This is a genomic window from Streptomyces sp. NPDC085524 (genome assembly GCF_044541755.1).
Taxonomy (GTDB): Bacteria; Actinomycetota; Actinomycetes; order Streptomycetales; family Streptomycetaceae; genus Streptomyces.
Map to the genome: position 1 here is coordinate 57,507 of NZ_JBITTH010000013.1, position 26,091 is coordinate 83,597.

Annotated in this window: 24 protein-coding genes and 2 pseudogenes; 12 read left to right on the forward strand and 14 right to left on the reverse strand. The window is 72.7% G+C overall.

Annotated elements, in window-relative coordinates:
• Window positions 1-37: 37 nt before the first annotated feature.
• The 4 genes and pseudogenes from ACIGFK_RS21155 to ACIGFK_RS21170 all read right to left on the reverse strand — a co-directional run.
• Window positions 38-1,084, reverse strand: a pseudogene (locus ACIGFK_RS21155) (C40 family peptidase); the annotation flags it as partial.
• Window positions 1,085-1,954: 870 nt separating this feature from the next.
• Window positions 1,955-2,452 (reverse strand): pyridoxamine 5'-phosphate oxidase family protein, encoded by a 498-nt coding sequence (locus ACIGFK_RS21160; protein ID WP_400053097.1) that lies wholly within the window; start codon window positions 2,450-2,452, stop codon window positions 1,955-1,957.
• Between the two features lie 84 nt (window positions 2,453-2,536).
• Window positions 2,537-2,989 carry an iron chaperone gene (locus ACIGFK_RS21165; RefSeq protein ID WP_376656674.1) on the reverse strand — a complete coding sequence of 151 codons (453 nt, stop codon included), beginning with the start codon at window positions 2,987-2,989 and terminating at the stop codon, window positions 2,537-2,539.
• Between the two features lie 46 nt (window positions 2,990-3,035).
• Window positions 3,036-3,491, reverse strand: coding sequence for a carboxymuconolactone decarboxylase family protein (locus tag ACIGFK_RS21170; RefSeq protein WP_376656673.1), 456 nt, complete (start codon window positions 3,489-3,491; stop codon window positions 3,036-3,038).
• 172 nt (window positions 3,492-3,663) lie between these two features.
• Between ACIGFK_RS21170 and ACIGFK_RS21175 the strand changes: the two genes are divergently transcribed.
• Window positions 3,664-6,042: a tetratricopeptide repeat protein gene (locus ACIGFK_RS21175; protein ID WP_376656672.1), complete on the forward strand. Its 2,379-nt coding sequence runs from the start codon at window positions 3,664-3,666 to the stop codon at window positions 6,040-6,042.
• A gap of 176 nt (window positions 6,043-6,218) precedes the next feature.
• Here the strand turns inward: ACIGFK_RS21175 and ACIGFK_RS21180 are convergent, their stop codons facing one another.
• Window positions 6,219-6,431, reverse strand: a complete 213-nt coding sequence (locus tag ACIGFK_RS21180; protein ID WP_386471433.1) for a hypothetical protein — start codon at window positions 6,429-6,431, stop codon at window positions 6,219-6,221.
• Between the two features lie 224 nt (window positions 6,432-6,655).
• Window positions 6,656-7,063 (reverse strand): DUF6325 family protein, encoded by a 408-nt coding sequence (locus ACIGFK_RS21185; protein WP_376656670.1) that lies wholly within the window; start codon window positions 7,061-7,063, stop codon window positions 6,656-6,658.
• A gap of 145 nt (window positions 7,064-7,208) precedes the next feature.
• Here ACIGFK_RS21185 and ACIGFK_RS21190 point away from each other — a divergent pair, with 145 nt between their 5' ends.
• The 3 genes from ACIGFK_RS21190 (at window position 7,209) to nadE (ending at window position 11,101) form a co-directional block, all read left to right on the forward strand.
• The gene (locus ACIGFK_RS21190) at window positions 7,209-8,645 is read left to right on the forward strand and encodes an FtsW/RodA/SpoVE family cell cycle protein (protein ID WP_376656669.1); all 1,437 of its coding nucleotides are present in this window, start codon (window positions 7,209-7,211) and stop codon (window positions 8,643-8,645) included.
• Entirely contained in the window at window positions 8,642-10,099 is a 1,458-nt protein-coding gene (locus tag ACIGFK_RS21195; protein ID WP_376656668.1) for a penicillin-binding transpeptidase domain-containing protein, read from the forward strand. The genes ACIGFK_RS21190 and ACIGFK_RS21195 overlap by 4 nt, the downstream gene beginning before the upstream one ends.
• A gap of 171 nt (window positions 10,100-10,270) precedes the next feature.
• Window positions 10,271-11,101, forward strand: a complete 831-nt coding sequence (gene nadE / locus ACIGFK_RS21200) for an ammonia-dependent NAD(+) synthetase (protein ID WP_376656667.1) — start codon at window positions 10,271-10,273, stop codon at window positions 11,099-11,101.
• Between the two features lie 439 nt (window positions 11,102-11,540).
• Here the strand turns inward: nadE and ACIGFK_RS21205 are convergent, their stop codons facing one another.
• The gene (locus ACIGFK_RS21205; RefSeq protein ID WP_376657923.1) at window positions 11,541-12,647 is read right to left on the reverse strand and encodes a ferritin-like domain-containing protein; all 1,107 of its coding nucleotides are present in this window, start codon (window positions 12,645-12,647) and stop codon (window positions 11,541-11,543) included.
• A 212-nt stretch (window positions 12,648-12,859) separates the two neighbouring features.
• Between ACIGFK_RS21205 and ACIGFK_RS21210 the strand changes: the two genes are divergently transcribed.
• From ACIGFK_RS21210 to ACIGFK_RS21220, 3 genes are read left to right on the forward strand one after another with little or no spacing between them, the layout of a single operon-like run.
• Complete coding sequence (locus tag ACIGFK_RS21210; protein WP_376657924.1) at window positions 12,860-13,789, forward strand: diiron oxygenase; 930 nt, start codon at window positions 12,860-12,862, stop codon at window positions 13,787-13,789.
• A 40-nt stretch (window positions 13,790-13,829) separates the two neighbouring features.
• The gene (locus ACIGFK_RS21215) at window positions 13,830-14,546 is read left to right on the forward strand and encodes a TetR/AcrR family transcriptional regulator (RefSeq protein ID WP_376657925.1); all 717 of its coding nucleotides are present in this window, start codon (window positions 13,830-13,832) and stop codon (window positions 14,544-14,546) included.
• Window positions 14,547-14,556: 10 nt separating this feature from the next.
• A complete protein-coding gene (locus tag ACIGFK_RS21220; protein WP_376657926.1) occupies window positions 14,557-14,823 on the forward strand; it encodes a hypothetical protein in 267 nt (88 codons plus the stop codon).
• Between the two features lie 202 nt (window positions 14,824-15,025).
• Here ACIGFK_RS21220 and ACIGFK_RS21225 read toward each other — a convergent pair whose 3' ends face one another.
• The 3 genes from ACIGFK_RS21225 to ACIGFK_RS21235 all read right to left on the reverse strand — a co-directional run bounded on the left by ACIGFK_RS21225 (window position 15,026) and on the right by ACIGFK_RS21235 (window position 18,016).
• The gene (locus tag ACIGFK_RS21225; RefSeq protein ID WP_400053101.1) at window positions 15,026-16,288 is read right to left on the reverse strand and encodes a histidine kinase dimerization/phospho-acceptor domain-containing protein; all 1,263 of its coding nucleotides are present in this window, start codon (window positions 16,286-16,288) and stop codon (window positions 15,026-15,028) included.
• Window positions 16,285-17,193 carry a hypothetical protein gene (locus ACIGFK_RS21230; protein ID WP_400053103.1) on the reverse strand — a complete coding sequence of 303 codons (909 nt, stop codon included), beginning with the start codon at window positions 17,191-17,193 and terminating at the stop codon, window positions 16,285-16,287. Before ACIGFK_RS21230 ends, ACIGFK_RS21225 begins: the two co-directional genes overlap by 4 nt.
• Before the next feature lie 229 nt (window positions 17,194-17,422).
• Entirely contained in the window at window positions 17,423-18,016 is a 594-nt protein-coding gene (locus tag ACIGFK_RS21235) for a hypothetical protein (protein ID WP_376657929.1), read from the reverse strand.
• Between the two features lie 187 nt (window positions 18,017-18,203).
• Between ACIGFK_RS21235 and ACIGFK_RS21240 the strand changes: the two genes are divergently transcribed.
• Complete coding sequence (locus ACIGFK_RS21240) at window positions 18,204-19,013, forward strand: nuclease-related domain-containing protein (protein ID WP_376657930.1); 810 nt, start codon at window positions 18,204-18,206, stop codon at window positions 19,011-19,013.
• A gap of 132 nt (window positions 19,014-19,145) precedes the next feature.
• Here the strand turns inward: ACIGFK_RS21240 and ACIGFK_RS21245 are convergent, their stop codons facing one another.
• Window positions 19,146-20,240, reverse strand: a complete 1,095-nt coding sequence (locus ACIGFK_RS21245; RefSeq protein WP_400053105.1) for a Ku protein — start codon at window positions 20,238-20,240, stop codon at window positions 19,146-19,148.
• Between the two features lie 40 nt (window positions 20,241-20,280).
• Here ACIGFK_RS21245 and ligD point away from each other — a divergent pair, with 40 nt between their 5' ends.
• Together ligD and ACIGFK_RS21255 are read left to right on the forward strand one after the other, a co-directional pair.
• Window positions 20,281-21,165, forward strand: a complete 885-nt coding sequence (gene ligD / locus ACIGFK_RS21250) for a non-homologous end-joining DNA ligase (RefSeq protein WP_376657932.1) — start codon at window positions 20,281-20,283, stop codon at window positions 21,163-21,165.
• The gene (locus ACIGFK_RS21255) at window positions 21,165-22,049 is read left to right on the forward strand and encodes an ATP-dependent DNA ligase (protein ID WP_386469139.1); all 885 of its coding nucleotides are present in this window, start codon (window positions 21,165-21,167) and stop codon (window positions 22,047-22,049) included. The genes ligD and ACIGFK_RS21255 overlap by 1 nt, the downstream gene beginning before the upstream one ends.
• 41 nt (window positions 22,050-22,090) lie before the next feature.
• On the opposite strand, the gene ACIGFK_RS21260 is transcribed toward ACIGFK_RS21255, so the two are convergent.
• Entirely contained in the window at window positions 22,091-22,486 is a 396-nt protein-coding gene (locus tag ACIGFK_RS21260; protein WP_376657942.1) for a DUF6479 family protein, read from the reverse strand.
• Window positions 22,487-22,554: 68 nt separating this feature from the next.
• Window positions 22,555-23,541, reverse strand: a complete 987-nt coding sequence (locus ACIGFK_RS21265) for an XdhC family protein (RefSeq protein WP_386469058.1) — start codon at window positions 23,539-23,541, stop codon at window positions 22,555-22,557.
• A gap of 494 nt (window positions 23,542-24,035) precedes the next feature.
• Here ACIGFK_RS21265 and ACIGFK_RS21270 point away from each other — a divergent pair, with 494 nt between their 5' ends.
• Both ACIGFK_RS21270 and ACIGFK_RS21275 read left to right on the forward strand, forming a co-directional pair.
• The gene (locus ACIGFK_RS21270; RefSeq protein ID WP_400053108.1) at window positions 24,036-24,287 is read left to right on the forward strand and encodes a hypothetical protein; all 252 of its coding nucleotides are present in this window, start codon (window positions 24,036-24,038) and stop codon (window positions 24,285-24,287) included.
• Between the two features lie 18 nt (window positions 24,288-24,305).
• Window positions 24,306-25,229, forward strand: a complete 924-nt coding sequence (locus ACIGFK_RS21275; RefSeq protein ID WP_400053110.1) for an ABC transporter ATP-binding protein — start codon at window positions 24,306-24,308, stop codon at window positions 25,227-25,229.
• 650 nt (window positions 25,230-25,879) lie between these two features.
• Here ACIGFK_RS21275 and ACIGFK_RS21280 read toward each other — a convergent pair.
• Window positions 25,880-26,065, reverse strand: a pseudogene (locus ACIGFK_RS21280) (NERD domain-containing protein); the annotation flags it as partial.
• Window positions 26,066-26,091: the final 26 nt, after the last annotated feature.

Consider the following 26,091-nt stretch of genomic DNA (forward strand, 5'->3'; position numbering starts at 1 on the left):
GCACCGCCCCGAGCAGCGGGTTCGCGGCGATGGGGGAGACCTTCACGCGGGCCCCCGGGCGCGGGGCCTGGATCACCTTGCCGCCGCCGACGTACAGGCCCACGTGCGTGGCCTTCGGGAAGTACACCACCAGGTCCCCGGGCCGCAGCCGGTCCAACGGCACCTTCGGCAGCTGCGCCCACTGCTCCTGGCTGGTCCGCGGGATGGAGCGGCCGGCGTGCGCCCAGGCCTGCGAGGTCAGCCCCGAACAGTCGAAGGACGCCGGGCCCTCGGCTCCCCAGACGTACGGCTTGCCGATCTGGGCCGCCGCGTACCTGAGGGCCGCGCCGCCGGCCGCGGTGGGCGTACCGGTGCGGGTGGGGAGCCGGCCCGAGTCCAGCAGCTCGCGCTGGGCCGCGTCGGTGTTCGCGGTCTCCCGCGCGCCGAGCCGGGTGAGTTGCTCCGGCGTCAGCGAGGCCAGCATGCGCTCGACCTCCTTGAGCTGCGCCCCGACCTCCTCCTTCTGGGTCTGCTGCCTGGCCGCCAGGGTCTGCTGGGTCTCCAGGGCCTTGCGGGCCCGGGCGGCGAGCGCGGCGGCCGCGGTCTTGTCCCGGGTGAGCCTGTCCAGGACGCCGGCCCGCCGAGCCCCCTCACGGGCGGCGAGCCGCCGCTCGTCGAGGGCGGCCTGCGGGTCCCTGGCGAGCAGCATCCGGGCGTACGGGGAGAGCGCGCTCCGGGTGCCCTGGTACTGCTCCCGCGCCAGTCGCCCGGCGAGGGCCTTCTCGGCGTCGAGGGCACTGCGCGCCTTCCCGAGCTCGGCGCTCCGCAGCCGCTCCTCCTCCCGGCCGGCCTTGAGGGCCGCCTCGGTCGCGTTGTACGCCTCGGTGGCCCCCTCCGCCTTCTGGTACAGGCCCTGGAGGCGGGCGAGCAGCGCGGCCACGGGCTCGGTGGGGGCGGCGGGTGCGGGTGCTGGGGCTGGGGCTGGGGCGGCGGGGGCAGCGGGGTTGCCGGGGTTCGCCGGCTCGGCGCCGGCTTGCGGGACGGGGCCCGCGACGAGGAACGCTGCGGCGATGCAGCAGGCAGCGCGAAGCGGCCGCTGTGACATGGGATCACCTCCGAGGCGCCCGATGCTGCCACGCCCGGTATGACAAATCGCCCAACGGTGTCGGCCGGTCGCGCGGGGGTCACCCGGTTGGGGGCCTGCGCGGGCGGGACTTCTTCCCCCTCGGGCCCCGCTCCGGGGCGGTGGTTGCCCACCCGGCCCCTTGGGCGCGGGTGGGCCCTGGCTGGTGTGTGGGCCGCGGCCCGGGCATTGGGCCTCGCCGGGGCCGACGATCCAGCCTCGCCGGCGTTTGAGGCGCGGGGTCTGGGGCGGAGCCCCGGGAAACGGTGAAAGGGCGGGGCGGGGACCTGCTCCGCGCAGCGGCACCCCGCCGGGCCGGGTCCGAGCAGGGCGGAATCAGGGAGGTCTTGGGGGGTTCCCGGCTGTCCCATCGTCCTTCCGGTTCGGGCCGGTCCCTCAAGGGCGCTCCTTCGTCGCGTCGCTTCGCGATCGCCTTCGGCGACCCTTGACCGACCGGCCCGCCCCGGAAAGACAAAGGACAGCCGGGAACCCCCCAAAAGGACGGGCCGGTCCGAGGACAAAGGACGGCCGTGTCGACGATGCCCGACCCCGCTCCGGCCCCCACTCTCCCCTCGGGCCCTCCCAGACCGCCCCCCGGACCGGCCGGGCGCAACAGATCGCTACGCGCTTCGCCCGTCTCGGCGTCCGCGACCCGTCTGGGGCCGGTCCCGCCCCAGATCGCTACGCGCTCCTCGATGACGGCGTCCGACGGCCGTCTGAGGCTGGTCATGGCCGCCCCAGATCGCTACGCGCTCCTCGATGACGGCGTCCGCGCGCCGTGAGGGGCCAAGCCGCGTCAGATCGCTACGCGCTCCCCGCCGACGGCGGCCGACGGCAGTCCGGGGGCGGGGGTCAGAGGTGACCGCGTTCGTCCCGTTCCCGGAGCAGCTCCTCCACCGCGCTGGGGAGGGTGGTCTCGAAGTCGATCAGCTTGGCCCAGGTCGGGGTCACGACGATCCGGACCATCTCGCGGTAGAGCGAGCGGACCTCGGCCTCCCATTCCACCCGCTGCTCGGGGGTCATCGCGTACGTGGAGTTCGCCTCGAGGTACTCGTCCGGGATGCCCTCGACGACGTCGAGCTCGGCCAGGCCGCGGACGAGGAGGATCTGTGGCGGGTGCACCTCGGTGTCGATGGTCAGGGCGACCGCCGGGTTGTGGCGCAGGGCCGTCAGTTTCGGGGCGTTCGTCGGCGTGCACATGACGATCTCCGAGCCGTTCCAGGCGAAGGAGATCGGGATGGCCCGGGGGGTGCCGTCCTTGGCCACGTAGGCCAGGCGGGCCACGTCGCGGGCCAGGAGTTCCCGGCTGATCGGGCGGTTCAGGATCTCGGTGATCTCGCTCGGCTGCACGGTCGGATCCTCCCCGGTCGGGAGGAGTCCGGCACGCCGGGGGCGGGGCGGTCCCCCGGATGGGGGACCTGGCCCCGGTCCGGGTCAGCTCGCGGACTGCTTCACCAGGGCGGCGATGGCGGCCTCGTTGGCGGGGGTGATCTCCGTCAGGGCGTAGGTGGTCGGCCACATGGTGCCCTCGTCGAGGTTCGCCTGGTCGCTGAAGCCGAGGGTCGCGAACCTGGCCTTGAACTTCTCCGCGCTCTGGAAGAAGCAGACGACCTTGCCGTCCCTGGCGTACGACGGCATGCCGTACCAGAGCTTCGGCGCGAGGCCCGGTGCGCTGGCCTTGACGATCGCGTGGACGCGCTCGGCCATGACGCGGTCGGAGTCCTGCATCTCGGCGATCTTCGCGATCACCGCGGCTTCCTCCTCCGCCGCCCTGTCGGCCTTCGAGGCGCGGCGCGCGGTCGCCTTCAGCTCCTTGGAGCGCTCCTTCATGGCGGCCCGCTCCTCGTCGGTGAAGGTGTCGGCCGTGGTGTCGGTGGTCTTGTTCATTGCGGGTTCCTCTCGGTGGGTGGATTTCGGATGGGCCGGGCGTCCGTCAGCCCCAGGCGCCGGCGATCTGACGGGTCGTGGCGTTCAGGCGGTTGAACATGTTGGTGACGCTGATCATCAGGATGATCGCGGCGAGCTGCTTCTCGTCGAAGTACGTGGCGGCGGTGTCCCAGACCTCGTCGTTCACCGCATCGGGACGGTCGGCCAGCCGGGTCGCGGCCTCGGCGAGCGAGAGGGCCGCCCGCTCCTCGTCGGAGAAGTACGGGGTCTCCCGCCACACGGCGACCGTGGCCAGGCGCTCGTCGCTCACGCCGGCCTTGCGGGCCGTCTTGGCGCCGCCGTCGACGCAGGCGCTGCAGCCGTTGATCTGGCTGACCCGCAGGTGCACCAGCTCCAGGATCTGGCCTTCCACCCCGCCGGAGTGCACGGCCTTGAAGATCTCCTGGATGGGCTGCATCGCGCCGGAGAGGACCATCGCGGGGTTCTGCATACGAGCCTTCATGTCTGTTCTCCTCTGTGGTGGTTCTCGCTTGCGGTGTGACTCCATAACAGCCGTTGCCGGCCGATCGGAGGAGGGCGATGGGACGCCGTGGGACAGGCGGAACAGCCTTGACCAGCGGAGATTCGGGCCGAAATACTGCTGCCCGAGCGGGACAACAGAACGAGGGGGAACGGTGGAACAGGACGAGCTGGCCAGTCGGCTGCGCGCACTGCAGGAGCTGTCCGGATTAGGCGTACGAGCCCTCGCGCGGGACACCGGTCTGAGCTCCTCCTCGCTCTCCCGCTACCTCAGCGGCCAGACCGTGCCGCCCTGGCCCGCGGTGGTGGCCCTGTGCCGCCTGGTCAAGCGGGATCCCCGGCCGCTGCGCCCCCTGTGGGAACGCTCCTCGAACCCGTTGCCGGCGCCCCCGAAGGCCAGCCGCCAGGTCCCGCCGCGTCCCCGCAACGATCTGCCGCGCGACGTACCGGACTTCACCGGGCGGGAAGCCCAACTCGCCGATCTGCTGGCCGCGGTGGAAAGCCATCAGGTGGTCGCGGTCGACGGCATGGCCGGAGTGGGCAAGACCTGCCTGACCGTGCACGCGGCCCACCGGCTCGCCGCCGACTACCCGGACGCCCAGCTCTACGCGGACCTGCACGGATTCACCGAGGGCCGGGAGCCGATGACTCCCGACTCCGTACTGCGCATGCTGCTCGGCGCCCTCGACGTGCCCTCCGAGCGGGTCCCGCAGGACGGCCTGGAGCAGCTGGCCGCCTGCTGGCGCGCAGAACTGGCCGGCCGGCGGGCCGTCGTGGTCCTCGACAACGCCGCCGACGCCGACCAGGTCCGCCCCCTGCTGCCCGGCGCCGGCCCCTCCGTCGTCCTGATCACGAGCCGCAACCGGCTGCTGGGCCTGGACGAGGTGCCCCCGGTCTCCCTGGAGGTACTGAGCCCCCAGGAGAGCGCGGAGCTCCTGACCCGTGCCAGTGGCGCCGACGCCCGCCTGTCCAAGGATCCGGATTCCGCCGCCGAGGTGCTGCGCCTGTGCGGCCACCTCCCCCTCGCCCTCCGGCTGGCCGCGGCCCGGCTGCGCCACCGGCCGGGCTGGACCGTGGGCATCCTCGCCGAGCGGCTCTCACAGGGCACGGGCGAGTTCGACGCGGCGTTCGCCATGTCCGTCAGGCAGCTGGACCGCTCCCAGGCCCGCCTGTTCCGGCTCCTGGGCCTGCTGCCCGGAGGGACCTTCGACGAGTACGTCGTGGCGGCCCTGGCGGACCTCCCCCTGGGCAGCGCCCGCGTGATGCTGGAGGACCTCCTCGACGCCCACCTGGTCCAGCAGCCCACCGTGGGCCGCTACCGCCTGCACGACCTGGTGCACCAGCACGCCCGCCGCGCCTGCGCGGAAGAGGACTCACAGGCCGACCGCGAACGCGCCCTGGCCCGCTTCCTCGACTACTACGTCCACGCCGCGGCCGCCGCCGACGCCGCGATGCCGGTCCTGGCACCCGGCCGATCCGTCTCCGCCGGCCGCCCCCCGGCCGAGCTCCCGCAGTTCGCCGACAAGAACCACGCCATCGCCTGGCTCACGGCGGAGTACGAGAACATGATCGCCGCCTTCGAGACGGCGGACGCCATCGGTGCCGACCTCCACGTGGCCGAGCTGCCCCGCTTCCTGCGCGCGTACTTCGCCCGCCGCTGCGGCACCACGCACCTCAACTACCTCTTCGAACGCTCCCTCGCCGCCGCCCAGCGCCTCGGCGACCCGCTCCGGCTGGCCGAAGCCCACAGCGACCTGGGCTTCGCCCGCTACAACGCGGGTCGGATGGCCGAGGCCGCGGCCGCCTACGAGGCGGCCGAACTCCACGGCGACACGGCCGAACTGGCCATGCGCCGCGGCTACCTCAGCTGGGACGAGGGCCGTACCGAAGAGCCCCTCGAACTCTTCCGGCTGGCCGCGAAACTCTACGAAGAATCCGGCTGCCCCACCGGTGCGGCCCACGCCGCCGCCTCCGAGGCCTGGTCCCTGCTCCAACTCGGCCACCGCGACCAGGCCGCCCAGCGCGCCCGCGAGGTCCTGGACATCCCCCACCCGGACCCCGCATGGCCCCCCACCCTGACCGCCCGGATCACCCTCGGCGTGGCCATCGCCGCCGAAGCCCCCGACGAGTCCGTGGAACACCTGAACCGCGCCCTCGCCCTGGCCCGCGAGGACGGGCACATGAACAACGAGGCCTGGTGCCTCAACTGCCTGGGCGTCGCCCTGCGCGAGATGGGCCGCTACGAAGAGGCCCTGGCCAGCCATCGAGAGGCGTTCACCCTTCTCGACGCGCTCTTCGAGGACCACTGGAAGATCCGTTTCCTCAACGCCTACGCCGAGACCTGCCGCCTCGCCGGCCTGCCCGGCCAAGCCCTCCGCCTGCACCGCCACGCCCTGGAGCTGGCCCCCGAGCTGGGATACCGGCACGAGGAAGCCCTGGCCCACGAGGGAATCGCGACCCTGCTCCAGGAGACCGACCCGACCACCGCCGCCGAACACCGCACGGCGGCCGAATCCATCCTCGTACGCCTCTGACCAGCCCCGGACAACCGCCGGACGCCGTCACGGAGGAGCGCGCAGCGAGCTGAGGCGAGACCGGCCCCAGACGGGCCGCAGACGCCGAGACGCGAGAAGCGCGTAGCGATCCGACGCGCCCACCGGAGCAGGGCCGGCCGGGAACCCCCCAAGAGCTCTCCGATCCCGCCCGGCCGTCACCCCCGCAGCAAGCGTCCCTTGGCCGTGGTGAACTCCTGAGGGGTCAGCAGCCCCTCCCGGGCCAGGGCGGCCAGCTGCGTCAGTTCCGCCACGAACGTGCCCACCGCGGCCCCCTCGGCGCGGCCGCCGGACTCCGGCTCCCGCTCTGCCCCGGCGTTGTCCCCCTCGACCGGCACCCCTGCCTCGGGTTGCTCGGGTTCCTCCTCCACCCCCACCCCCTCCTCCACCCCCACCGGCACCGGCTCGATGGGCCCACCGGTAGTCCTCCACCGCACCCCCTGACGCGGCCCGTCCTGACGCGGCCCATCCACGTCCACGGACCCCGCCCCGACCCCCGACATCCCCGTGGCCTGCGCCAGCAGCCCCCGCAGCAGCGGGTGCCCCGAGGGCCGGTCCGCCGATCGCACGGTCACTCCCACCGGACGGATGAACATCAGGACACCTCCACCTGGGGGTCGGACGCCACCCGATCCGGCGGAATCCGCACCGAGCCCGCGATCCGCCCGCCCGCCGCCCGTACGGCGATCGCCGCGTCCTCGGCCCACACGTGCTCGACCAGCAGCAACAGCGCACAGCTCCCGCGTTCGAGCAGCTCCGCCGCCTCCCGTACGTCCTCCGGGCCGATCAGCCGGGCCGCCTCCCGCCCCGTCAGCAGGCCCCGCAGCTCGACGAACTCGTCGAACTCCGCCGCGAGCACTTCACCCGCGGCCGTCCTCGTGGCCACCAGCCCGTCGATCAGCCGGACCACTCCCGTCTTGCGCAGCCCCATCACGGCCTCGACCGCAGGCACCCGCAGCTGTTCCTCCGGGAACGCGAGGACGATGAATTCCACAGGCCCCATGCGTACGTACCCCGTCTCCCGCTCAGCGCCACTCGGCCCCATGCAGACCCACTCAGCCCACACAGGTCTGACCGTTTCTGACGACTCTTCGGCACACTATGACATAAGCGGACATAGCATCCGTCTGCTTGCTACGTTTCGCTGTATGACCGCTCTGACGGCACAGGTGGCGGAGCCCGCCCCGCCCCCACCCCCCGACGCCCGCGCCCCCAAGCGTCGCGGCGTCGAGCTGGCGCTCCTCGCCGGAGCCGTCCTGATCTCCGTCCTCGGCCACCTCTACGTCGGCCTCGCGACCACCGGCCGCATCCCCGCCCCCGCCGCGCGCTACGCCGGCGGCCTCGCCGCAGCGGCCCTCCTCGCCCACCTCGCCGTCCGCCTGAGAGCCCCGTACGCCGATCCCCTCGTGCTCCCCATCGCCGTCCTCCTCAACGGCCTCGGCCTCGTCCTCATCCAGCGGCTCGACGCGACGACCCCCGGCCATCTCACCGCGGGGGACCAGCTCCTCTGGTCCGGGCTCGGGATGGTGCTCTTCGTCCTGGTCGTATCGCTCCTCCGCGACCACCGCACGCTCCAGCGCTACGCGTACCTCTCCGTCGCCGCCGCCCTGGTCCTCATGCTCGTCCCCGTCTTCTTCCCGGCCGTCAACGGCGCCCACATCTGGATCCGGTTCGCCGGACTGTCCTTCCAGCCGGGGGAGTTCGCCAAGATCCTGCTCGCCGTGTTCTTCGCCGCCTACCTCGCCGCGAACCGCACCGCCCTCGCCCTCACCGGCCGCCGCCTCTTCTGGAAGCTGCGCCTGCTGCCCGGCCGCGTCCTCGGCCCGATCCTCGCGATCTGGCTGCTGAGCGTCGCCGTACTCGTCCTGGAACGCGACCTCGGCACCTCCCTCCTCTTCTTCGGCCTCTTCGTGATCATGCTGTTCACCGCCACCGGCCGGATCGGCTGGATCGCGATCGGCCTGCTCCTCGCCGGCCTCGGCGCGTACGCCGTAGGCACCTTGGAGCCGCACGTGCACAGTCGCGTCGAAGACTGGCTGAATCCTTTCGCCTCCATCGACCGCGGGGAGGGCCCCGGCCAGCTCGCCCAGTCCCTCTTCGCCTTCGGCGCCGGCGGCCTCCTCGGGGCCGGCCTGGGCCACGGGCAGTCCTTCCTCATCGGCTTCGCCGCCAAATCGGACTTCGTCCTCGCCACCGCAGGCGAGGAACTCGGCCTCGTCGGTCTCGCCGCGATCCTGCTCCTCTACGGACTCCTCGTCGCCCGCGGCTTCCGCGCCGGGCTCGCGCTGCGCGACCCCTTCGGCCGGCTGCTCGCCACCGGTCTCTCCTCGATCGTCGCGCTCCAGGTGTTCGTGATCGCGGGCGGCGTCACCGGGCTGATCCCCCTGACCGGCATGGCCATGCCGTTCCTGGCCCAGGGCGGCTCATCGGTGGTCACCAACTGGATCATCGTGGCCCTGCTGATCCGCCTCAGCGACAGCGCGAGGCGCCCGCGCCCGACGGCAGTACCACCCCCACCCCCCACGGCAACGGAAACGGCAACGGAATCGGCACCCACGCCCCCGACCCAGGAGCCCAAGGCGTGATCCGCTACATCCGCTGGTGCGCCTACTTCTGCGCGGCCCTGCTGGTCGCCCTGCTGGTCAACGTCGCCCGCGTACAGGTCTGGGAATCCGCCGCCTACGGTGCGAACCCGGCCAACAAGCGCCCCGTCATCGAGCGCTACGCCGAGCCCCGCGGCGACATCCTGGTCGACGGCCGCCCCGTCACCGGCTCCCGCGACAGCGGCCAGCTCCTCCGCTACGAGCGCACGTACAAGAACGGCCCGCTCTACGCCCCCGTCACCGGCTTCTCCTCCCAGACGTACGGGACCAGCTTCGTGGAGCGCGCCGAGGACGGCATCCTCTCGGGCACCGACCCCGGGCTCTCCGCCTTCCCCCTCTGGTACGAGCTCGCACGCGGCCGCCCCGCGGGCGGGAACGCCGTCACCACCATCCGCGCCGCGATGCAGCAGGCCGCGTACAGGGGGCTCGCGGGCAAGCGCGGCGCGGTCGCGGCGGTCGAGCCGGCGACCGGGAGGATCCTCGCGCTGGTCAGCAGTCCCTCGTACGACCCCGCCCTGCTCTCCGGTACGGGCACGCAGGTCAAGGAGACCTGGGCGCGGCTGAACGCGGACCCGGCCAAGCCGATGCTCAACCGCGCGCTGCGCGAGACGTACCCGCCCGGCTCCACCTTCAAGATCGTGACGGCGGCCGCCGCCCTCGACGCGGGCGTGGTCACCGACGTGGACGCCCCGACGGAGACCCCCGACCCCTACCCGCTGCCCGGAACGAGCACCCTGCTGCCGAACGCGGGCACGGGCTGCCAGGACGCCTCGATGGCGGACGCCGTGCAGTGGTCCTGCAACACGGTCATGGCGAAGATCGGCGTACAGGTCGGCCTGCGCGGGATGGTGGAAGCGGCCGAGCGCTTCGGCTTCAACGACGACGGCCTGCGCGTGCCGTCCTGGGTCTCCCGCTCGAACTTCGACACCGACATGAGCCAGGACCAGCTGGCCCTCTCCTCCATCGGGCAGTTCAACACCAAGGCCACGCCGCTGCAGATGGCGATGGTGGCGGCGGCCGTCGCGAACGGCGGCGAGCTGTACTCGCCCTACCTGGTGGAACGCACCACGCAGGACGACGGGGACCAGGTCCGCCGCGGCGGCACGCGCAGCCTGGGCCGCCCCATGAACCCGGCCACGGCGCTGCGGCTGCAGCAGCTGATGGTGAAGGTGGTGGAGAGCGGGACGGGCCGGAACGCGGCGATCCCGGGCGCGGTCGTCGGCGGCAAGACGGGCACCGCGCAGCACGGCGTCGGCAATGCGGGAACGCCGTACGCCTGGTTCATCTCCTGGGCCAAGACGGAGGGCGCGCCGCTGCCGGCGGTCGCGGTGGCGGTGGTGGTCGAGGACGCGTCGGCGGACCGCGGCGAGGTCAGCGGCAATCTGGCGGCGGCTCCGATCGCCCGGGCGGTGATGGAGGCGGCCCTCAAACACTGAGCAGCCCGCAGGCCCGCCCAGCCCGCAGGCCGCATCGCCCCGCCCGCACACCCGCACCCCGCCCAGCCCGCCCAGCCCGCACCCCGCCCGCCAGGGCCGTCCTCCGGGCGTGTCGACTAGGGTTCCGGAGGCAGAACAGCCCGACCCCACGCACGACCCCGAGGAGCAGCCGTGAGCGAGCCCGCGTCCACCGCCCTGCAGCTGGAGATCGCCCGTGACCTCCTGGTGAGCGAGACCTTCGACGCGGAGCGCGAGATCGAGCGCCGGGTGGCCTTCCTCACCGAGCGGCTCACCTCGACCGGCCTGCGCTCCCTGGTCCTCGGCATCAGCGGCGGCGTCGACTCCACCACCGCCGGGCGCCTGTGCCAGCTCGCCGTGGAGCGGGCCCGCGCCGCCGGGCACGAGGCCGTCTTCTACGCCATGCGCCTGCCCTACGGGGTCCAGGCCGACGAGAAGGACGCCCAGCTCGCCCTCTCCTTCATCCGCGCCGACCAGGTCCTCACCGTCGACGTGAAGCCGGCCAGCGACGCCGCCCTCGCGGCAGCGCTCGCCGCCGGGGTCTCCTTCCGCGACGCCCACCACCAGGACTTCGTCCAGGGCAACATCAAGGCCCGCCAGCGCATGATCGCGCAGTACGCGGTCGCCGGCGCGCACGACGGCCTGGTCGTCGGCACGGACCACGCCGCCGAGGCCGTCTCCGGCTTCTTCACCAAGTTCGGCGACGGCGCCGCCGACCTCGTCCCGCTGACCGGCCTGACCAAGCGCCGGGTGCGCGCCGTCGCGGACGCCCTGGGCGCCCCGGCCGAGCTGGTGTGGAAGGTCCCGACGGCCGACCTGGAGACCCTCGACCCGGGCAAGGCCGACGAGGACGCGCTGGGCGTCACGTACGACGACATCGACGACTTCCTGGAGGGCAAGCCGGTGGACGGACGCGCCTTCGAGATCATCGCCCGCCGCTACCGGCTCACCGAGCACAAGCGTCAGCTCCCGATCGCCCCGTAGCGCCTGCGGCGGGCGCCCTGCTGTGACCGCCGCCCGCCCGGGCTCTCCGCCGCCCAGCCGGGCCACGCGTGCGGCAGCGCCGATCCCCACCCCAGCGACCGGGACCCATCCGCATCGCATACCGCCGAGCCCCACCCAGCCTCGCCGGCGTTTGAGGCGCGGGGTCCGGGGCGGAGCCCGGGGGAACGGTGGAAGGGCGCGGGTAGGGGACGGCTCCGCGCAGCGGCACCCCGGCGCGGCCCGCACGCAAGCGGCCGCCGGGGCCGGGCGCGCGGCGGGGCACCTCCTCGGGCGTCGAACGTTTCCAGGCGCTGGAAGAGCGCGGGGCGGTTGCGTTCGACGCCCTGCGGGGGCGCCCCACCGCACACCCGACCCCGACGGCACGGCGGTGCGGGCTGCGGGCACGCCCCGGCGCACCGATCCGGCCCGGCCCTCCGCGCTAGGAGTCGGCGCCCTCCGAGATCGCCTCCCGCACCTCCGCCACCCGCTCCGACTCCTCGGCCGCGAACCGTTCGCGGTCGAGGGCCTCGGCGATCTCCTCGTCCTGGCTCATCAGCAGGTCGAGGTTCGAGTCGCCCATCTCGAAGACGCCCATGTCCAGGTACGCCTTCTGCAGCCGCTCGCCCCACAGCCCGATGTCCTTCACGCACGGCACGATCCGGCTGAAGAGCAGCTTCCGGAACAGGTGCAGGAACTCCGACTGCTCGCTGTACTCCTCCGCCTCCCGCCGCGCGATGCCGAAGTTCTCCAGCACCTCCACCCCGCGCAGCCGGTCCCGCATCAGGTAGCAGCCCTCGATCACGAACTCCTCGCGCTCCCTGAGCTCCGCGTCCGTCAGCTGCCGGTAGTAGTCCCGCAGCGCCATCCGCCCGAAGGCGACGTGCCGGGCCTCGTCCTGCATCACGTACGCCAGGATCTGCTTGGGCAGCGGCTTGTCGGTCGTGTCGCGGATCATGCCGAACGCGGCCAGCGCCAGCCCCTCGATCAGCACCTGCATGCCCAGGTACGGCATGTCCCAGCGGGAGTCGCGCAGGGTGTCGCCGAGCAGCTCCTGGAGGCTGTCGTTGATCGGGTAGAGCATCCCGACCTTCTCGTGCAGGAACCGTCCGAAGATCTCCGCGTGCCGGGCCTCGTCCATGGTCTGGGTGGCGGAGTAGAACTTCGCGTCCAGGTCCGGCACCGACTCCACGATGCGTGCCGCGCACACCATCGCGCCCTGCTCGCCGTGCAGGAACTGGCTGAACTGCCAGGCGCTGTAGTGCCGGCGCAGCTCGCCCTTGTCCTTCTCGGTGAGCTTCGCCCAGTGCCGCGTCCCGTACAGGGTCAGCACCTCGTCGGGGGTGCCGAGCGGGTCGTACGGGTCCACCTCGATGCCCCAGTCGATGCGCTTGGCGCCGTCCCACTGCTTGTCCTTGCCCTTCTGGTACAGGGCCAGCAGCCGCTCGCGGCCGCCGTCGTACTCCCAGTTGAAGCGGGCCGAGCCGGTGGAGGGGATCTGCCAGACGCCCTCGCCCGGGTCCGTGGTGTAGAGCTCGTGCGTAGACACTGACGCCCCCTTGTCACGCGCATCACGCGCATACGCGAACCGCACGAAATCGCGCGAAGTCGCGTACTGCCTTACAGGACTGGACAGTTGGCAGCGTCACACGTTGGTAGACGCGCGGTCAACAAGTCGTGCGCGAGGGATTGACGACCTTGCTGACAAGCAGTCTCATAAGCAGTGACCGCCGGTAACCCAACAGCGAGGTGTCCGAAGCCATGACGACGGTGACCGACCGAGCCGAGCTGAGGGACGCCCTCGGCCTGCTCAAGGACCGCGAACAGATCGCCGAGCGGCTGCTCGAATCCTCGGCGAAGCACTCCTTCGACCCCGACAAGGAACTCGACTGGGACGCCCCGCCCATCGACGGGAAGTACTACTGGCCGCCCGAGCTGCTCTCGCTCTACGACACCCCGCTGTGGAAGAAGATGGGGGAGGAGCAGCGCATCGACCTCTCCCGCCACGAGGCGGCGGCGCTCGGCTCGCTCGGCATCTGGTTCGAGATCATCCTGATGCAGTTGCTGGTCCGGCACATCTACGACAAGTCGCTGACCAGCAACCACGTCCGCTACGCACTCACCGAGATCGCCGACGAGTGCCGCCACTCGATGATGTTCGCCCGCCTGATCAAGCAGTCCGGCGCCCCCGACTACCCGGTCTCCCGGCTCAACCACAACCTCGCCCGGATCCTGAAGACCGTCTCCACCACCCCCGGCTCCTTCGCCTGCACCCTCCTCGGCGAGGAGATCCTGGACTGGATGCAGCGCCTGACCTTCCCGGACGAGCGCATCCAGCCCCTCGTCCGCGGAGTGACCCGGATCCACGTCATCGAGGAGGCCCGGCACGTCCGATACGCCCGCGAGGAACTGCGCCGCCAGATGCTGACCGCCCCGCGCTGGGAACAGGAACTCACCCGGCTCAGCTGCGGCGAGGCCGCCCGCGTCTTCTCCGTGGCCTTCGTGAACCCGGCCGTCTACGACAACATCGGCCTCGACCGCCGCGAAGCCGTGGCCCAGGTCAAGGCGAGCGGCCACCGCCGCGAGGTCATGCAGACCGGCGCCAAGCGGCTCACCGACTTCCTCGACGACATCGGCATCCTGCGCGGCCCCGGCCGCCGCCTCTGGAAGAGCTCGGGCCTCCTCGCGTAAGCGCGGACGACGCGCGACGACGGTCGTCTACCCTGCGGACATGACGACCGCACGCGCCTACCGCAGGCTGAGCGTCGAGGAGCGGCGGGCCCAACTCCTCGACGCAGCCCTCTCGCTGTTCGCGCACCGGGCGCCGGAGGAGGTCTCGCTCGACGACGTCGCCGAGGCCGCCGGCGTCTCGCGGCCGCTCGTCTACCGGTACTTCCCGGGCGGCAAGCAGCAGCTCTACGAAGCCGCCCTGCGCTCCGCCGCGGACATCCTCGAGCTCTGCTTCGCCGAGCCCCAGCAGGGCCCCCTCACCCAGCGGCTGAGCCGCGCCCTGGACCGCTACCTCGCCTTCGTCGACGAACACGACGCCGGCTTCGCGGCCCTCCTCCAGGGCGGCAGCGTCGTCTCCACCTCCCGTACGACGGCCACCGTGGACGGCATCCGCCGCGCCGCGGCCGACCAGATCCTCGTCCACCTCGCCGTCCCCGCCCCCGGGCCGCGCCTGCGCATGATGGTCCGCACGTGGATCACGGCAGTCGAGGCGGCCTCCCTCATCTGGATCGACGAGGGCAAGCAGCCCGAGGTCGAATCCCTCCGGGACTGGCTGGTCGACCAGTTCCTCGCCCTCCTGACGGCCACGGCGGCCACCGACCCCGAAACGGCGGCCGCCGCCCGCGCGGCCCTCGCCCTCGAATCCGCGGACGGACCGGTGGGCGTCCTGGCCCGGCGCGTCATTCCGGTGGTCTCCGAGGCCGCCCACCTCCTGTGACACTGGTGGCGTGAGAAGCCAACCCACCCCCTTCGAGGGCGGCCCGATGGACGGCCGGGTCCTCCCGATCCTGCTGGGCCCCACCGGCCACCCGCCGAAGTGGTACGAAATCCCGGTCCCGACGCCGGACGGCCCGCCGACGGTACTGCTCTACGAGCGCGTCCCGGCGGGCTACTCCAAGCGGCTGGGTCTCCAGAAGGGCTGGAAGTACCAGCACCGCCCCGATGCCGTGAAGCCGAAGCCCCGCTGGCCCTGGACGAAGCCCCCACGCCCCTGAGCCGCCGGGGTGCCGCTGCGCGGGGCTGGTCCCCTACCCCGCTCCTCAAACGCCGGAGGGGCTGGAATGAACACACCCCACCCCGTCCCCGACCCCGGCCCCCGGAGCCCCGACCCCGGCACCGCCACCCGCCCCGACCCGGTCCCCCCGAAGCCGCCCCGGCACCACCACCCAGACCCCCGCAGCCCCGGTCAGGGACCTGTCAGGGAACCGGTACGTCACCCGGACTCCCCGGAAGGACCAGTACCGCCAGCCCCCCGCCGCCCTCCGCCCGCCGGAACGACAGCTCCGCACCGATCGCCTCCGCCTGGCCGACCGCGATCGTCAGCCCCAGCCCGTGCCCCTTGCCCCCGCCGCTGCGGAACCGCTGCGGCCCGTGCTCCATCAGGTAGTCGGGGAACCCGTCCCCGTGGTCCCGTACGGTCACCACCGGCCCGTCCACCGTCAGCACCACCGGCGCCCGCCCGTGCTTGTGCGCGTTGGCCACCAGGTTGCCCAGCACCCGCTCCAGCCGCCGCCGGTCCGTCTCCACGTGCGCGTCCCGGACCACGACCAGCTCCGTGTGGGCGTCCGCCCCGGACGCCCGCACCACCCGCCCCGCCAGCCGCCCCAGCTGGTGCAGGTCGGTCTCCACCACCTCGCTGCCCGAGTCCAGCCGCGAGATCTCCAGCAGGTCCTCCGTCAGCTGCCGCATCGTGCGTACGCGCTCCCGCACCAACTCCGTCGGCCGCCCCTCCGGCAGCAGCTCGGACGCCGCCTGCAGACCCGTCAGCGGCGTCCGCAGCTCGTGCGCCACGTCCGCGGTGAACCGCCGCTCGCTCTCCAGCTTCGTCTGCAGGCTCCCCGCCATCGTGTCCAGCGCCCCGGCGACCGTCGACACCTCGTCCTGGTGCCGCGAGGGATCCTTCGTACGCGGGTCGCCGACCCGGGCATCGAGGTCGCCCTGGGTGATCCGCCGGGCCACGGAAGCCGTCTGGTGCAGCCGCCGGGTCACGCGGGTCACCGCGAACGCGCCCACCAGCAGCGTCCCGCCGATCGCGAGCACCGACGACCCGATGATCGCGTTGTCCAGCCCGTTGATGGTGCGCGCGCTCTGCTCGTAGTCGATGGCGGTGGCCAGCGCCCGCCCGTCGGCCGGCGCCGCCGCCCACATCGTCGGCCGGCCGTCGAGGTCGGCCACCATCGTCCCCCGGTGCCCCCCGACGGCCAGCGCCCGCAGCTTCGCCGGCAGCCCCACGGGGTCCAGCCCCGAGCCGGGCGGCAGCGCCTCGCCCGCCTCGTAGGCGCGCGAGACGTCGTGGAGCCTGCCGAGCGCCTTGTCCCGCGCCGTGGCCACGGTCTGCCGGGTCACTTCGACGTGCACGAGCGCGCCGAGCAGCGCCGCCAGGGTGCAGCACATCACCACGATGAAGCACGCGGACTTCCAGGTCAGCGTGGCCGTCCAGGCGGGCAGCCGGACCTTCACAGCGAGCCGGTTCCGACGCCGGGGCGGCCGACGCCGCCACCGCCGCCCCTGCCGGTGCCGGGCCCCGTCCCGCCCCCGGAACCCGTACCGGGTCCGCCGCCGGGTCCGCCGCCCGGACCCTTGGTGCGCGACGGCTGCCTGCTGCCCGAGGGCTTCGCCGGTGCCTGCGGATTCGCCGGCACCCGTACGATCTGCTCGCGCGTCGGCAGCATGGTGAGCTGCTTCTCGTCCCAGGACCAGGCGGTGATCAGCTCGTAGCCGTTGTTGCCGCTGGGCGCGCGCAGGATCACGTCCTGACCGGCCAGTTCCACGGTGATCACGCTCTGTGTGGTCGCCATGATCCGGTTGAGCCGACCGGCGGGGTCCGCGGTGTACACCCGTACGGACATCTCCTTCTCGGGGGTCTCCGGGCCGGTCCCGAACTCGATGCCGATGATCAGCTCGTCCTTGCCGTCGCCGGTGAGGTCCCGGTAGTACGGCTTCATCACCGGGCACCCCGCGCCGCCCGGGTCTTCGTCCCGGTCGTCCCCGTCGTCCCCGTCCTCCGCGCCCTCCGCGTCCTCCCGGCACGCGAGGATGGCCGCGGCGGTCTTCGGCGGCATGCCGTCGGGGCCGACGTCCGTGTTCGGGTGGGCGCGCAGTTCCGCCTGGACCAGCGCCACCGGGTCGACGGCGTGCACGTCCTGGTCCTTGACGGGAGGGATCCCCTTGACGTACTCGGGCGGAGCCCCGCCCGGATCGGCGGGCGGCACGGTCGCACCCTGCCGTTCCGGCCAGAGGTGGACGGGTCCGCGCGCGGTCGGGGTGGCACCGGCACCGGCGAGCCCGCCGGTGTCGCCGCAGCCGGTCAGCAGCGGGAGCAGCGCGACGGCGCCCACGACGAGGACGGCGGCGGCCGTACGCAACGGAAACCTGTACACAGAACGCCGCGCCCTCCTGCCCGCTCCACGACAGCCGGTCGCGTCAACCTTATGCGGAGCTCCACCCTGTTTGCCCACGGCGTTGACGCGAGTCAATGATCCGTGGCCCGTCCGTATCCGCTCCGTATCCGCACGGCGGCCCGCCGACGGCCCCTCCGCGGGCCGGGCCGCAGCCCCCGGCAGCCCGTCCCGCAGCCCGTCCCCCGTCCGTCCCTCAGCCGTTCGTCCGACCGCGCCGCAGCATCGCGAAGCCGAGCCCGGCCGCGCCGATGGCCGCGATGCCGCCGCCGGCGGCGAGCAGCAGTACGCCCTCGCCCGGCCCGTCGGCCAGGTTGCTCAGCCGCTGCACGCTCCCCGCCTTGCCCGACGCCACCACGGGGACGACGTGCCCGCTGCGGGTGCCCGTCTTGTACCCGTCGGCCGCGAGGACGTGCCCGCGCCCGCCCTGCGCGGGGACGTCCCCGACCCAGGAGGTGAGCCGTCCGTCGGAGGCCAGCGAGGCGTGCAGCGCCCCGGCGCCGCCGGTGGCGCGGTCATCGCTGGTCAGGGTGGTGGTGCGGTGCCCGTCGGCGCCCAGGATCTCGGCCTGGTAGACGCCCTTCGCGACCAGGTAGACGTTGGCCGTGGACACCCCGTCCGCAAGGCCGAGGGTCTTGACGAGGGTCCGCTGCGGGCCGGCGGAGTGCGCGGAGGAGGCTGCGGGCACTCCGTCTGCGAGCGCGGCGGCGGTGGGCACGGCCAGCAGACTTCCGGCGCATGCGGTCACGGCGGCGGCGCGAACGAGGGTGCGGCGGCGGACGGTGCTCACGGGGAGTCCTCCGGTGCTGGTCAGGGGCCTGGCGTGTCCAGGTGGGACAAACGTAGGGGCCCGCCGTTGCGGCCGAGCCCCGTTCGTGTAACAGCAGAGCCGCAACGTCCCGTCGGAGTCGTTACACATCCGGGGGATTGCCGTGCGGGGCCGGGGCTGCTCCCATGGACGGCGGGGGGTGAGCTCGATGTCGGCACTCAAAGTCCTGCCGTCGGCCGGCCGGGGCGGCCGCGGCCGGCTGTTCGTCAACCGGCCCGACGGGCAGGCGGTGGCCTGGTACGACCGCCAGGCGAACCGCATCAGCGTCCTGGCGGACGACCACCGGGAAGCGATCCTCGCTGCCCTGCGCCCCTATCTGAGCGGGACGGTCTCCATAGGCCCGCCCCCGGTCCCCACGGCCGCCGACCTGCGGCGTCTGGCCCTCCCGCCGGACGCGGACCTGGCGCCGAACCGCCCGGGGGAGACCCTGCTCGGCGAGCTGGAACACGGCCCGGCGGGCACCAGGGCCCGCCACCGCCTCCGCCAGGACCTGGCGGCCCAGCAGCGGATGGGCGACGTACTCGACGCCCTGGAGCCGGACGGCTGGCGCACCCTGCACTGCGTCCCGCTCCCGGGGCTGGGCCGCATCGACCACCTGGTCCTCGGCCCGGCGGGGATCTTCTGCGTCCGTACGGCCCCGGGCCGCCGCCAGCGCGCGGCCGTCGGCGACCTCCTGCTCACGGTGGGCCGCGCCGAACCCCGCCCCGACCCCCGCTGGACCCGCCGCGCGGCAGCCCTCGCGAGCCGCGCCCTGGAGGCCGAGGTCATCCCGGCCCTGGCGGTGGTGGACGCATCCCGGCTGGACGTGGCCCCCACGGTCCGCGACATCCGCATCCTCCAGCCCCTGACCGCCCTCCCCACCCTCACGACGGCCCCGACCACCCTCAAACCCGGCGACGTGGAAGCCCTGTTCGCCCTGGCCCGCGACACAAGAACCTGGCTACCGAGCCGCCCCTGAAGTCCCAGCCCCGCCGGCGTTTGAGGCGCGGGGGTGTGGGGGCGGAGCCCCCGGTTTCGGGAAGGGGCGGGGTGGGGGAAGCGCCGCAGGCAACGCCCGCCCACCCACCCGCCCACCCCGACCCGCGCACGCTCAGGCCGAGGTCCGCTTCCGCGGCGTCGCAGCCTTCTTCGAACCCGCCGCAGCCTTCTTCGCCGCGGCCGAAGTGGACTTCGTACCCCCCGCCTTGCCCGAAGCCGTCGCCTTGGACGTCGACTTGGCCGTCGTGGTCTTCTTGGAAGCCGCCGCCGCGGTCTTCTTGGCCGAAGCCGCCGTCGACTTCTTCCCCCCGACCGCCTTCGGCGCAGGCGCAGACGCAGACGCAGACGCAGACGCCGCCCGCTTCCGCCGAATCGGAGTCACCTCGGCCGCACCTTCGGCAGCGGCGCCCGCAGCCTCCCCCTCCCCCCGAGAGGCCTTCGCCGCCCGCACGCTCTTCTCCAACGCCGCCATCAGGTCGATCACCTGCCCACCCGCCGGCTCCACCGCCGCCTCCGACGGCGGCTCGAACGCCCCGCCCGCCTTCGATGCGATCAGCTCCTCAACGGCCTCCCGGTACTCGTCCTTCAGCGAGCCCAGCTCCACGTCCCCCAGGGTGGCCATCAGTGCATCCGCCAGGTCGAGTTCGGCCTCCCGTACCGACACCGAGGCCTCCGGCGCCACCCCCTCCGGCTCCCGGATCTCGTCCGGCCACAGCAGTCCGTGCATCGCGATCACATCGCCGACGACCCGCAGCATCCCCAGCCGCTCCCGCCCCCGCAGCGCGTACTTGGCGATCGCGACCTTCCGGCTCCGCTTCAGCGCCTCCCGCAGCAGCGTGTACGGCTTCGCCGCCGTCGCCCCGTTCGCCGCCAGGTAGTACGCCGCGTCCATCTGCAGCGGATCGATCTCCTCGGCCGGGACGAAGGACATGATCTCGATGGTCCTGGCGGTGGCGAGCGGCAGCTGCGCCAGATCATCCTCCGTGATCGGGACGATCGACCCGTCGGCCTCCTCGTACCCCTTGCCGATCTCGGCGGCCGGCACTTCCTCCCCGTCCAGCTCGCACACCTTGCGGTAGCGGACGCGCCCGCCGTCGGCGAGATGGATCTGGCGGAAGGAGATCGAGTGGCTCTCCGTGGCGTTCACGAGCTTGATCGGAATGCTGACCAAGCCGAAGGAGATCGCCCCGTTCCATATGGATCGCATCGCTCGCCCGCTTCCTCCCGTTTCGTGGCAGTCTCATCGTATGACGCCGATCACCATGGTGGAGGGCCGTCGCATCGCGCTCAGCAATCTCGACAAGGTCATCTACCCCGAGACCGGCTTCACCAAGGGCGAGGTGCTGCACTACTACGCCACCATCGCGGGCCCCTTCCTCGCCCACGTCCACAACCGCCCGGTGTCCTTCCTGCGCTATCCGGACGGCCCGGAGGGCCAGCTGTTCTTCACCAAGAACCCGCCGCCCGGCACGCCCGACTGGGTGAAGACCACCCCCGTGCCCCGCTCCGACGAGCCGTCCGCGGAACAGGTCGTCGTCGCCGACATGGCCTCCCTCATGTGGGCCGCCAACCTGGTCGTCGAGTTCCACACCCCCCAGTGGCCGGCCGGCAGCCCGGCCGTCGCCGACCGCCTGATCCTGGACCTGGACCCGGGCCCGCCCGCCTCCGTCGTCGAGTGCTGCGCCGCCGCGCTCTGGCTGCGCGGCCGGCTCGCCGCCGACGGACTGCACGCCTACGCCAAAACCTCGGGTTCCAAGGGCCTGCACCTCTCCATCCCCCTCGAGCCGACCCCGTCCGCGGAGGTCTCCTCGTACGCCAGGCTCCTCGCCCAGGAGGCCGAGCGGGCCCTCCCCGACCTCGTCGTGCACCGCATGGCGAAGGCCCTGCGCCCCGGCAAGGTCTTCGTCGACCACAGCCAGAACGCCGCCGCCAAGACCACCGCGGCGCCCTACACCCTGCGCGCCAGGACCCTGCCGACCGTCTCGGCCCCCATCTCCTGGGAGGAGGTCGAGGCCTGCCGCACCCCCGACGACCTGCTCTTCCTCGCCGACGACATCGGGCCGCGCCTCGCCCGCGACGGCGACCTCTTCGCCCCCCTGAACGACCCCGGCCTGGCGGGGCGACTGCCGTGATCCGCGTCGCGCTGGCCGCACCCGTACGGACGCTGCCGCGCGGAGCCGGCCTGGCGTACGAGCCGAAGTTCGACGGCCACCGCCTCGTCGTCCTGCGCACGGAGGACGGCGTCACGCTCCAGGCCCGCTCGGGCCGCATCGTGACCAGCGCCTTCCCCGACCTGGCCGCAGCCGCCCGCGAACTCCCCGCGGGGACGGTCCTGGACGGCGAAGTGGTGGTCTGGCACGCGGGCCGTACGGACTTCGCCCTGGTCCAGCGGCGCGCGGCGGCCACCCCCGCCCGCGCGGCCGTGCTCGCGCAGAGCCTGCCGGCCTCGTACGCGGCCTTCGACGTCCTCGAACTGGCCGGCCTCGACCTGCGCACCCGCCCCTACGAGCGCCGCCGCGCGCTCCTCGTGGACCTGCTCCTGCCGCTCGGCCCGCCCCTCCAGCCGGTGCCCATGACCACGGACCCGGAACTGGCCGAGACCTGGTACGAAACCCTCCCCGCCAGCGGTATCGAGGGCCTGGTCGTCAAACGCCTGGACCAGCCCTACCCGGCCGGCCGGCGCGGCTGGCGGAAACTGCGGCACACGGACGTCCGCGACGCGGCGGTGATCGGCTACACGGGCACCCCCCGGCGCCCGCAGGCCCTCGTACTCGTCCTCCCGGTGGGCGACGGGACCCCGCTGGTCTCCAGCCCCCTGACCTCGTCCCTCCGCGCCGAACTGGCGGAGGACCTGACCACCCGCACGCCGGCGGCCGGCCCCGCGCCCACCATCACGGCGACCGGACTGGGCGAGGTCCCGTACCACCCGCTGGACCCGCCCCTCACCGCCGAAGTCCGGGCCACCTCGGCCCGCCACCCGCCCCCGGAGGTGCTCCGGCTCCGCACAGACCTCTGACCCGCGCGGGAAGCGCGGGTCAGGGCGGCGGTCATCGGGGGTCAGGCGTGGGCACCCCGCCCGGCGTCCGGGGGAGACCCCGGCTGGGGGTGCGGGCCGGGCCCCTCGACGTGCTCGTACCCGGACTCCCGTTCCTTGCGGACCTCGTCCGGATGGCTGGAGGTGGTCGAGCCGAAGTTCCCGTACCCCTGCATCTCATGGGGCCTGAGCCCACCGTTGGGGATCTCCACGGGGTCCCGCTCCTCGCGGACCTCGTGGACCGCCCCGCCGTTCGGCAGGTGCGGCTGCTCTTCGGGAGCCGGAGGCGGCGGCTCCTTGGCCCGCACCCGCTGCCCCAGCTTGAAGCCGCCGAGCAGCATGGCGACCACGAACAGCCCGACGACCGCGAACCACGCGATGTCGGTGAGAACCGCGTCCACGCTCAGGATCATGTCCATACGACCCATTTTCCCGCATATCGCACGAACATGCGCACTCCGGTACGCGCTCCGTTACGCACTCCGGGTCAGGGATTGATGGGCCCCTCGGTGTCCCGCAGCGCACCGGCGCCGGTCCGGGCCCCGAGCACCCCGAGGATCTCCGCGCAGATCGCGAGCGCCGTCTCGGCGGGCGTCCGCGCGCCCAGGTCCAGCCCGATCGGCCCGTGGACCAGCCCCAGTTGGGCCTCGCCGACCCCGGCGGCGATCAAGCCCTCCCGCCGCCGCGTCGCCGTACGCCGCGACCCGAGCGCCCCGATGTACGGAACCTCCTCGGCCAGCGCGAACCGCAGCGTCGGCACGTCGAACGACTCGTCGTGGCTCAGCATGACCACGCACGCGGCATCCCGCCGCGCGCCGATCACCTTCTTGGCCTCCGCGGCGTCCTCCACCAGCACGGCTTCCCAGCCCAGCAGCAGCGCCTGCCTCCGGATGATCTCCGCGAGCTCACCCCCGCCGCCGATGACCACGTACGGAGCCGACGGGTACGCCTCCACCAGTACCAGCCCGGACTCCCCGTAGAGCGCGTCCCGCCCGGCCCGCCGCGTGGCGAGCAGCTCCCCGGCGCGCCGCCCGGCATCGTCCGTCACCGCACCGTCAGCCCGTACCACCTCGCTGACGGCCTGGTCGGCGGCCTCGTTCAGCCGGGTCACGAGAGCCACCCCGACCCCCTCCCCGAGCAGGTCCCACCACTCCGCCGGCACGGCGCTCAGGGGCTGCAGCAACACCTCGGCCTGCCCGCCGCACGTCAGCTTCGCCTCCTCGGCCTCGGCCCTGCGCACGGACACCTCGCACACCCGCGCCGTGACCCCGGCCCCCATGGCCCCGGCCTCGGCAACGAGCTCGGCGTCGAACACCCCGTGGTACAGCCCGCCGGCACACTCCCCCCGGGCATCGACGAGCACGGCCCCACCCGGGTCCCGCGGCCCGAACCCCTGCTCGGTCACGGGCCGCGCCACATACGCGGTCCGCCCCTCGGCCACCCACTGCCGCGCCGTGTCCACCAGCTCACGCATCCCGCATCGCCCCATCCTCATTGTCAGAGCACGCCACAAAATGCCTGGTCAGTGGCACAAGGTGGCCTCACCACCCAACCTACGCAGCGCCCCCACCCCCACCCACCCCCCAATCCCACAGACCCCACCCCACCTCCCTCGTACAGACCACCGGAACCGTTCCGGCCCGCGCGGACCGATGCCGCCGGCGCGTTGACGCCGACATCACCCGTTTGGGGCCTATCGGGGCTCCGGCCTCCCGTCCGGGGCAAACGGCTGCATACCGCATGGCATGCTCGGGCATCCCAAAACCCCTCCCTGAAAAGTGCGTTCATGCTCCGTACGCCCCTTCGAACGACCGTCCTGGCCGCCGGCGGGGTTCTCCTCGTCACCGCCATGGCGGGTTCGGCCTCAGCTGTGGGTTGGGGGAGCGTCGGTCCTATGACGGCAAGCTCCGCGCGACTGCCCAGGGAGACTTCCGCAACGATCGGAACATCAACGCGAAGAACGAGGTCATGTCGAAAGACCTCGCTGCGGACGGCAACGCGATCTACACCACCGGTAGCTGGTATTTCGACAACGGTACCGAGCTGCACGTGTTCAACACGCCCGAGCACAGCCACACGTACTACGTCACCCACCACCTGAAGCACCCCCTCGAAGCCACGGCGAAATCCGTCCGAGCAGCCACTCAGGCATGCGTGCAGCTCGGCTGGCCGGTTCCCGATACCTGCTCCCCGTCGGCACTCGCCACGTTCGACTACTGAGACCCCGAGGACATCGCGATGATCAACCTTCCTCGGCGAGTGTGCGGGGCGCCGGATGATGCCGGTTCCCTTGCTCACTCCGACTGTGCCTCCAGGCTCGAAGTCCGCGACCTCGTGGTTCGCTACCGGGCCAGGACGGCCCTCGACATCCCGGCCCTCTCCTTCCGCCAGGGAATCACCGCCCTCACCGGCGCCAACCGATCGGGAAAGACGACCCTGCTCAAGTCCTGCGCCCTCCTCCAGCGACCCACGGCCGGCTCTGTCTCTCTCGGTAACCAGAAACCGGAGCATCGGACGGGTCTCCGCCGCTACCGCGAGGGCATCGGCTGTCTCCCCCAAGCACCGGATTTCCCCGGCCACTTCACCGTCCGAGAAGCGGTTGCTTACTCGGCGTGGCTGCGTGGCGTACCCCGTAGCCGGCGCGCGGAGGCCATCGAGCGCGTGGTCGAGGACCTGAACCTCGGAGACGTTGCCAACGCCCGCCTGCGCAGCCTCTCCGGAGGCAACCGCCAGCGCGCCCACATCGCCCAGGCCGTGGTCCACGAGCCCGCGGTGCTCCTCCTGGACGAGCCCACGACCGGCATCGACGTGGAACACCGCATCGAGCTGCGCACCTACCTGGCCCGCACGGGCCGCACCCGCTGCGTCGTCCTGAGCACGCACCACACCGAGGACATCGAGCTGCTGGCCGACCGGGTCGTCTCACTGCGCGAGGGTCGCATCGTCTTCGACGGCACACCCGCGGAACTCATGGCCCGAGCCGACGTCGGCGACGCTGCCGCAGCGACGGCCCGCTCGGTGGAACAAGCCCTCCATGACCTGAGCGCCGGCGGAAGCCCCACCCAGGGCGCCTCGGGCCGGTGGTCGTTGCCCAGCGAAGAGGTAGCGAATCCTCCTGTGGAACAGCCAGCACTCGATCACACCGACGGTGGTGCCCGATGACCATCAGTGCTCCCCTTCTCCACATGCGCCGGTCCCTCGGACGCACCGCCTTCCCGTTCTTCCTTCTCCTCGTGGTCCTCAACACCCTCCTGCGCCCGATGTCCTGGCGGCACGAGCCCATGTGGGCGGTGTACCAGTACAACTTCACGGTGATGCTGCTCGGACCACTCCTGGCGGGCGTGGCCGCCTGGGAAGGTCACCGTCTCTCCCGCGCCGATGCCTTCCTCTCCGCCCATCACCGCCCCCTCGCGATGCTGACGTCAGCCTGGGCCGCACTCCTCGCCTGGTCCTCCGCGGCCTTCCTCCTCGGCCTGGCTTTGGTCCTCGGCCTGGTGATGTCGGCCGGCACCCCGCCCGCACTCGGCCTCCCCGAACTGCTCACCCCCCCTGCCCGCGCTCACACTCCTCGGCCTCGCATGCGCCGTCGGCCTCACGGCCGGCTGGCTTGGCGGAGATGGCGGCAAGATCGCAGCCCCGATGACTGCGATCGCCGTGTTCCTGGCCTTCCTCCTCCTTTACGCCGGCGACCTCTCCGCGTTCGTGATGGTCGGCGGAGACCCGGCCGAGAGTGCGCAGAGCACGGCGGTGGCGGCTGCGGCTAGGAGGTGCCGCGGACTCAGGCGGTGGAGCGCGGCGCTCCAGGCTCCGGCAACCCCGCCGGGGGCGATCACCAAAAGGTCGACCTCGCGGGCGTGGCCGGTGCCCGCGGTGAAGGGGAAGTTCGACCAGGCACGCCAAGGGTCGTTGTCGCGGAGCTTCTCACGGATGGCCTCGAGGCCGCGCTGCTCGTGCGGAAACTCGGATTCGGTGACCGACACCCACCGGCCGTCCCGCATGTGTGGCTTCCCTCTTCGTGGTGATT

Bases quoted from the DNA above. Each gene is read 5' to 3' on its own strand.
- ACIGFK_RS21165 (WP_376656674.1), bottom strand. From the start codon at position 2,989: ATGAACAAGACCACCGACACCACGGCCGACACCTTCACCGACGAGGAG.
- ACIGFK_RS21170 (WP_376656673.1), bottom strand. From the start codon at position 3,491: ATGAAGGCTCGTATGCAGAACCCCGCGATGGTCCTCTCCGGCGCGATG.
- ACIGFK_RS21185 (WP_376656670.1), bottom strand. From the start codon at position 7,063: ATGGGGCCTGTGGAATTCATCGTCCTCGCGTTCCCGGAGGAACAGCTG.
- ACIGFK_RS21190 (WP_376656669.1), top strand. From the start codon at position 7,209: ATGACCGCTCTGACGGCACAGGTGGCGGAGCCCGCCCCGCCCCCACCC.
- ACIGFK_RS21210 (WP_376657924.1), top strand. From the start codon at position 12,860: ATGACGACGGTGACCGACCGAGCCGAGCTGAGGGACGCCCTCGGCCTG.
- ACIGFK_RS21215 (WP_376657925.1), top strand. From the start codon at position 13,830: ATGACGACCGCACGCGCCTACCGCAGGCTGAGCGTCGAGGAGCGGCGG.
- ACIGFK_RS21240 (WP_376657930.1), top strand. From the start codon at position 18,204: ATGTCGGCACTCAAAGTCCTGCCGTCGGCCGGCCGGGGCGGCCGCGGC.
- ACIGFK_RS21245 (WP_400053105.1), bottom strand. From the start codon at position 20,240: ATGCGATCCATATGGAACGGGGCGATCTCCTTCGGCTTGGTCAGCATT.
- ligD (WP_376657932.1), top strand. From the start codon at position 20,281: ATGACGCCGATCACCATGGTGGAGGGCCGTCGCATCGCGCTCAGCAAT.
- ACIGFK_RS21260 (WP_376657942.1), bottom strand. From the start codon at position 22,486: ATGGACATGATCCTGAGCGTGGACGCGGTTCTCACCGACATCGCGTGG.
- ACIGFK_RS21265 (WP_386469058.1), bottom strand. From the start codon at position 23,541: ATGCGTGAGCTGGTGGACACGGCGCGGCAGTGGGTGGCCGAGGGGCGG.
- ACIGFK_RS21270 (WP_400053108.1), top strand. From the start codon at position 24,036: ATGTCGAAAGACCTCGCTGCGGACGGCAACGCGATCTACACCACCGGT.
- ACIGFK_RS21275 (WP_400053110.1), top strand. From the start codon at position 24,306: ATGATCAACCTTCCTCGGCGAGTGTGCGGGGCGCCGGATGATGCCGGT.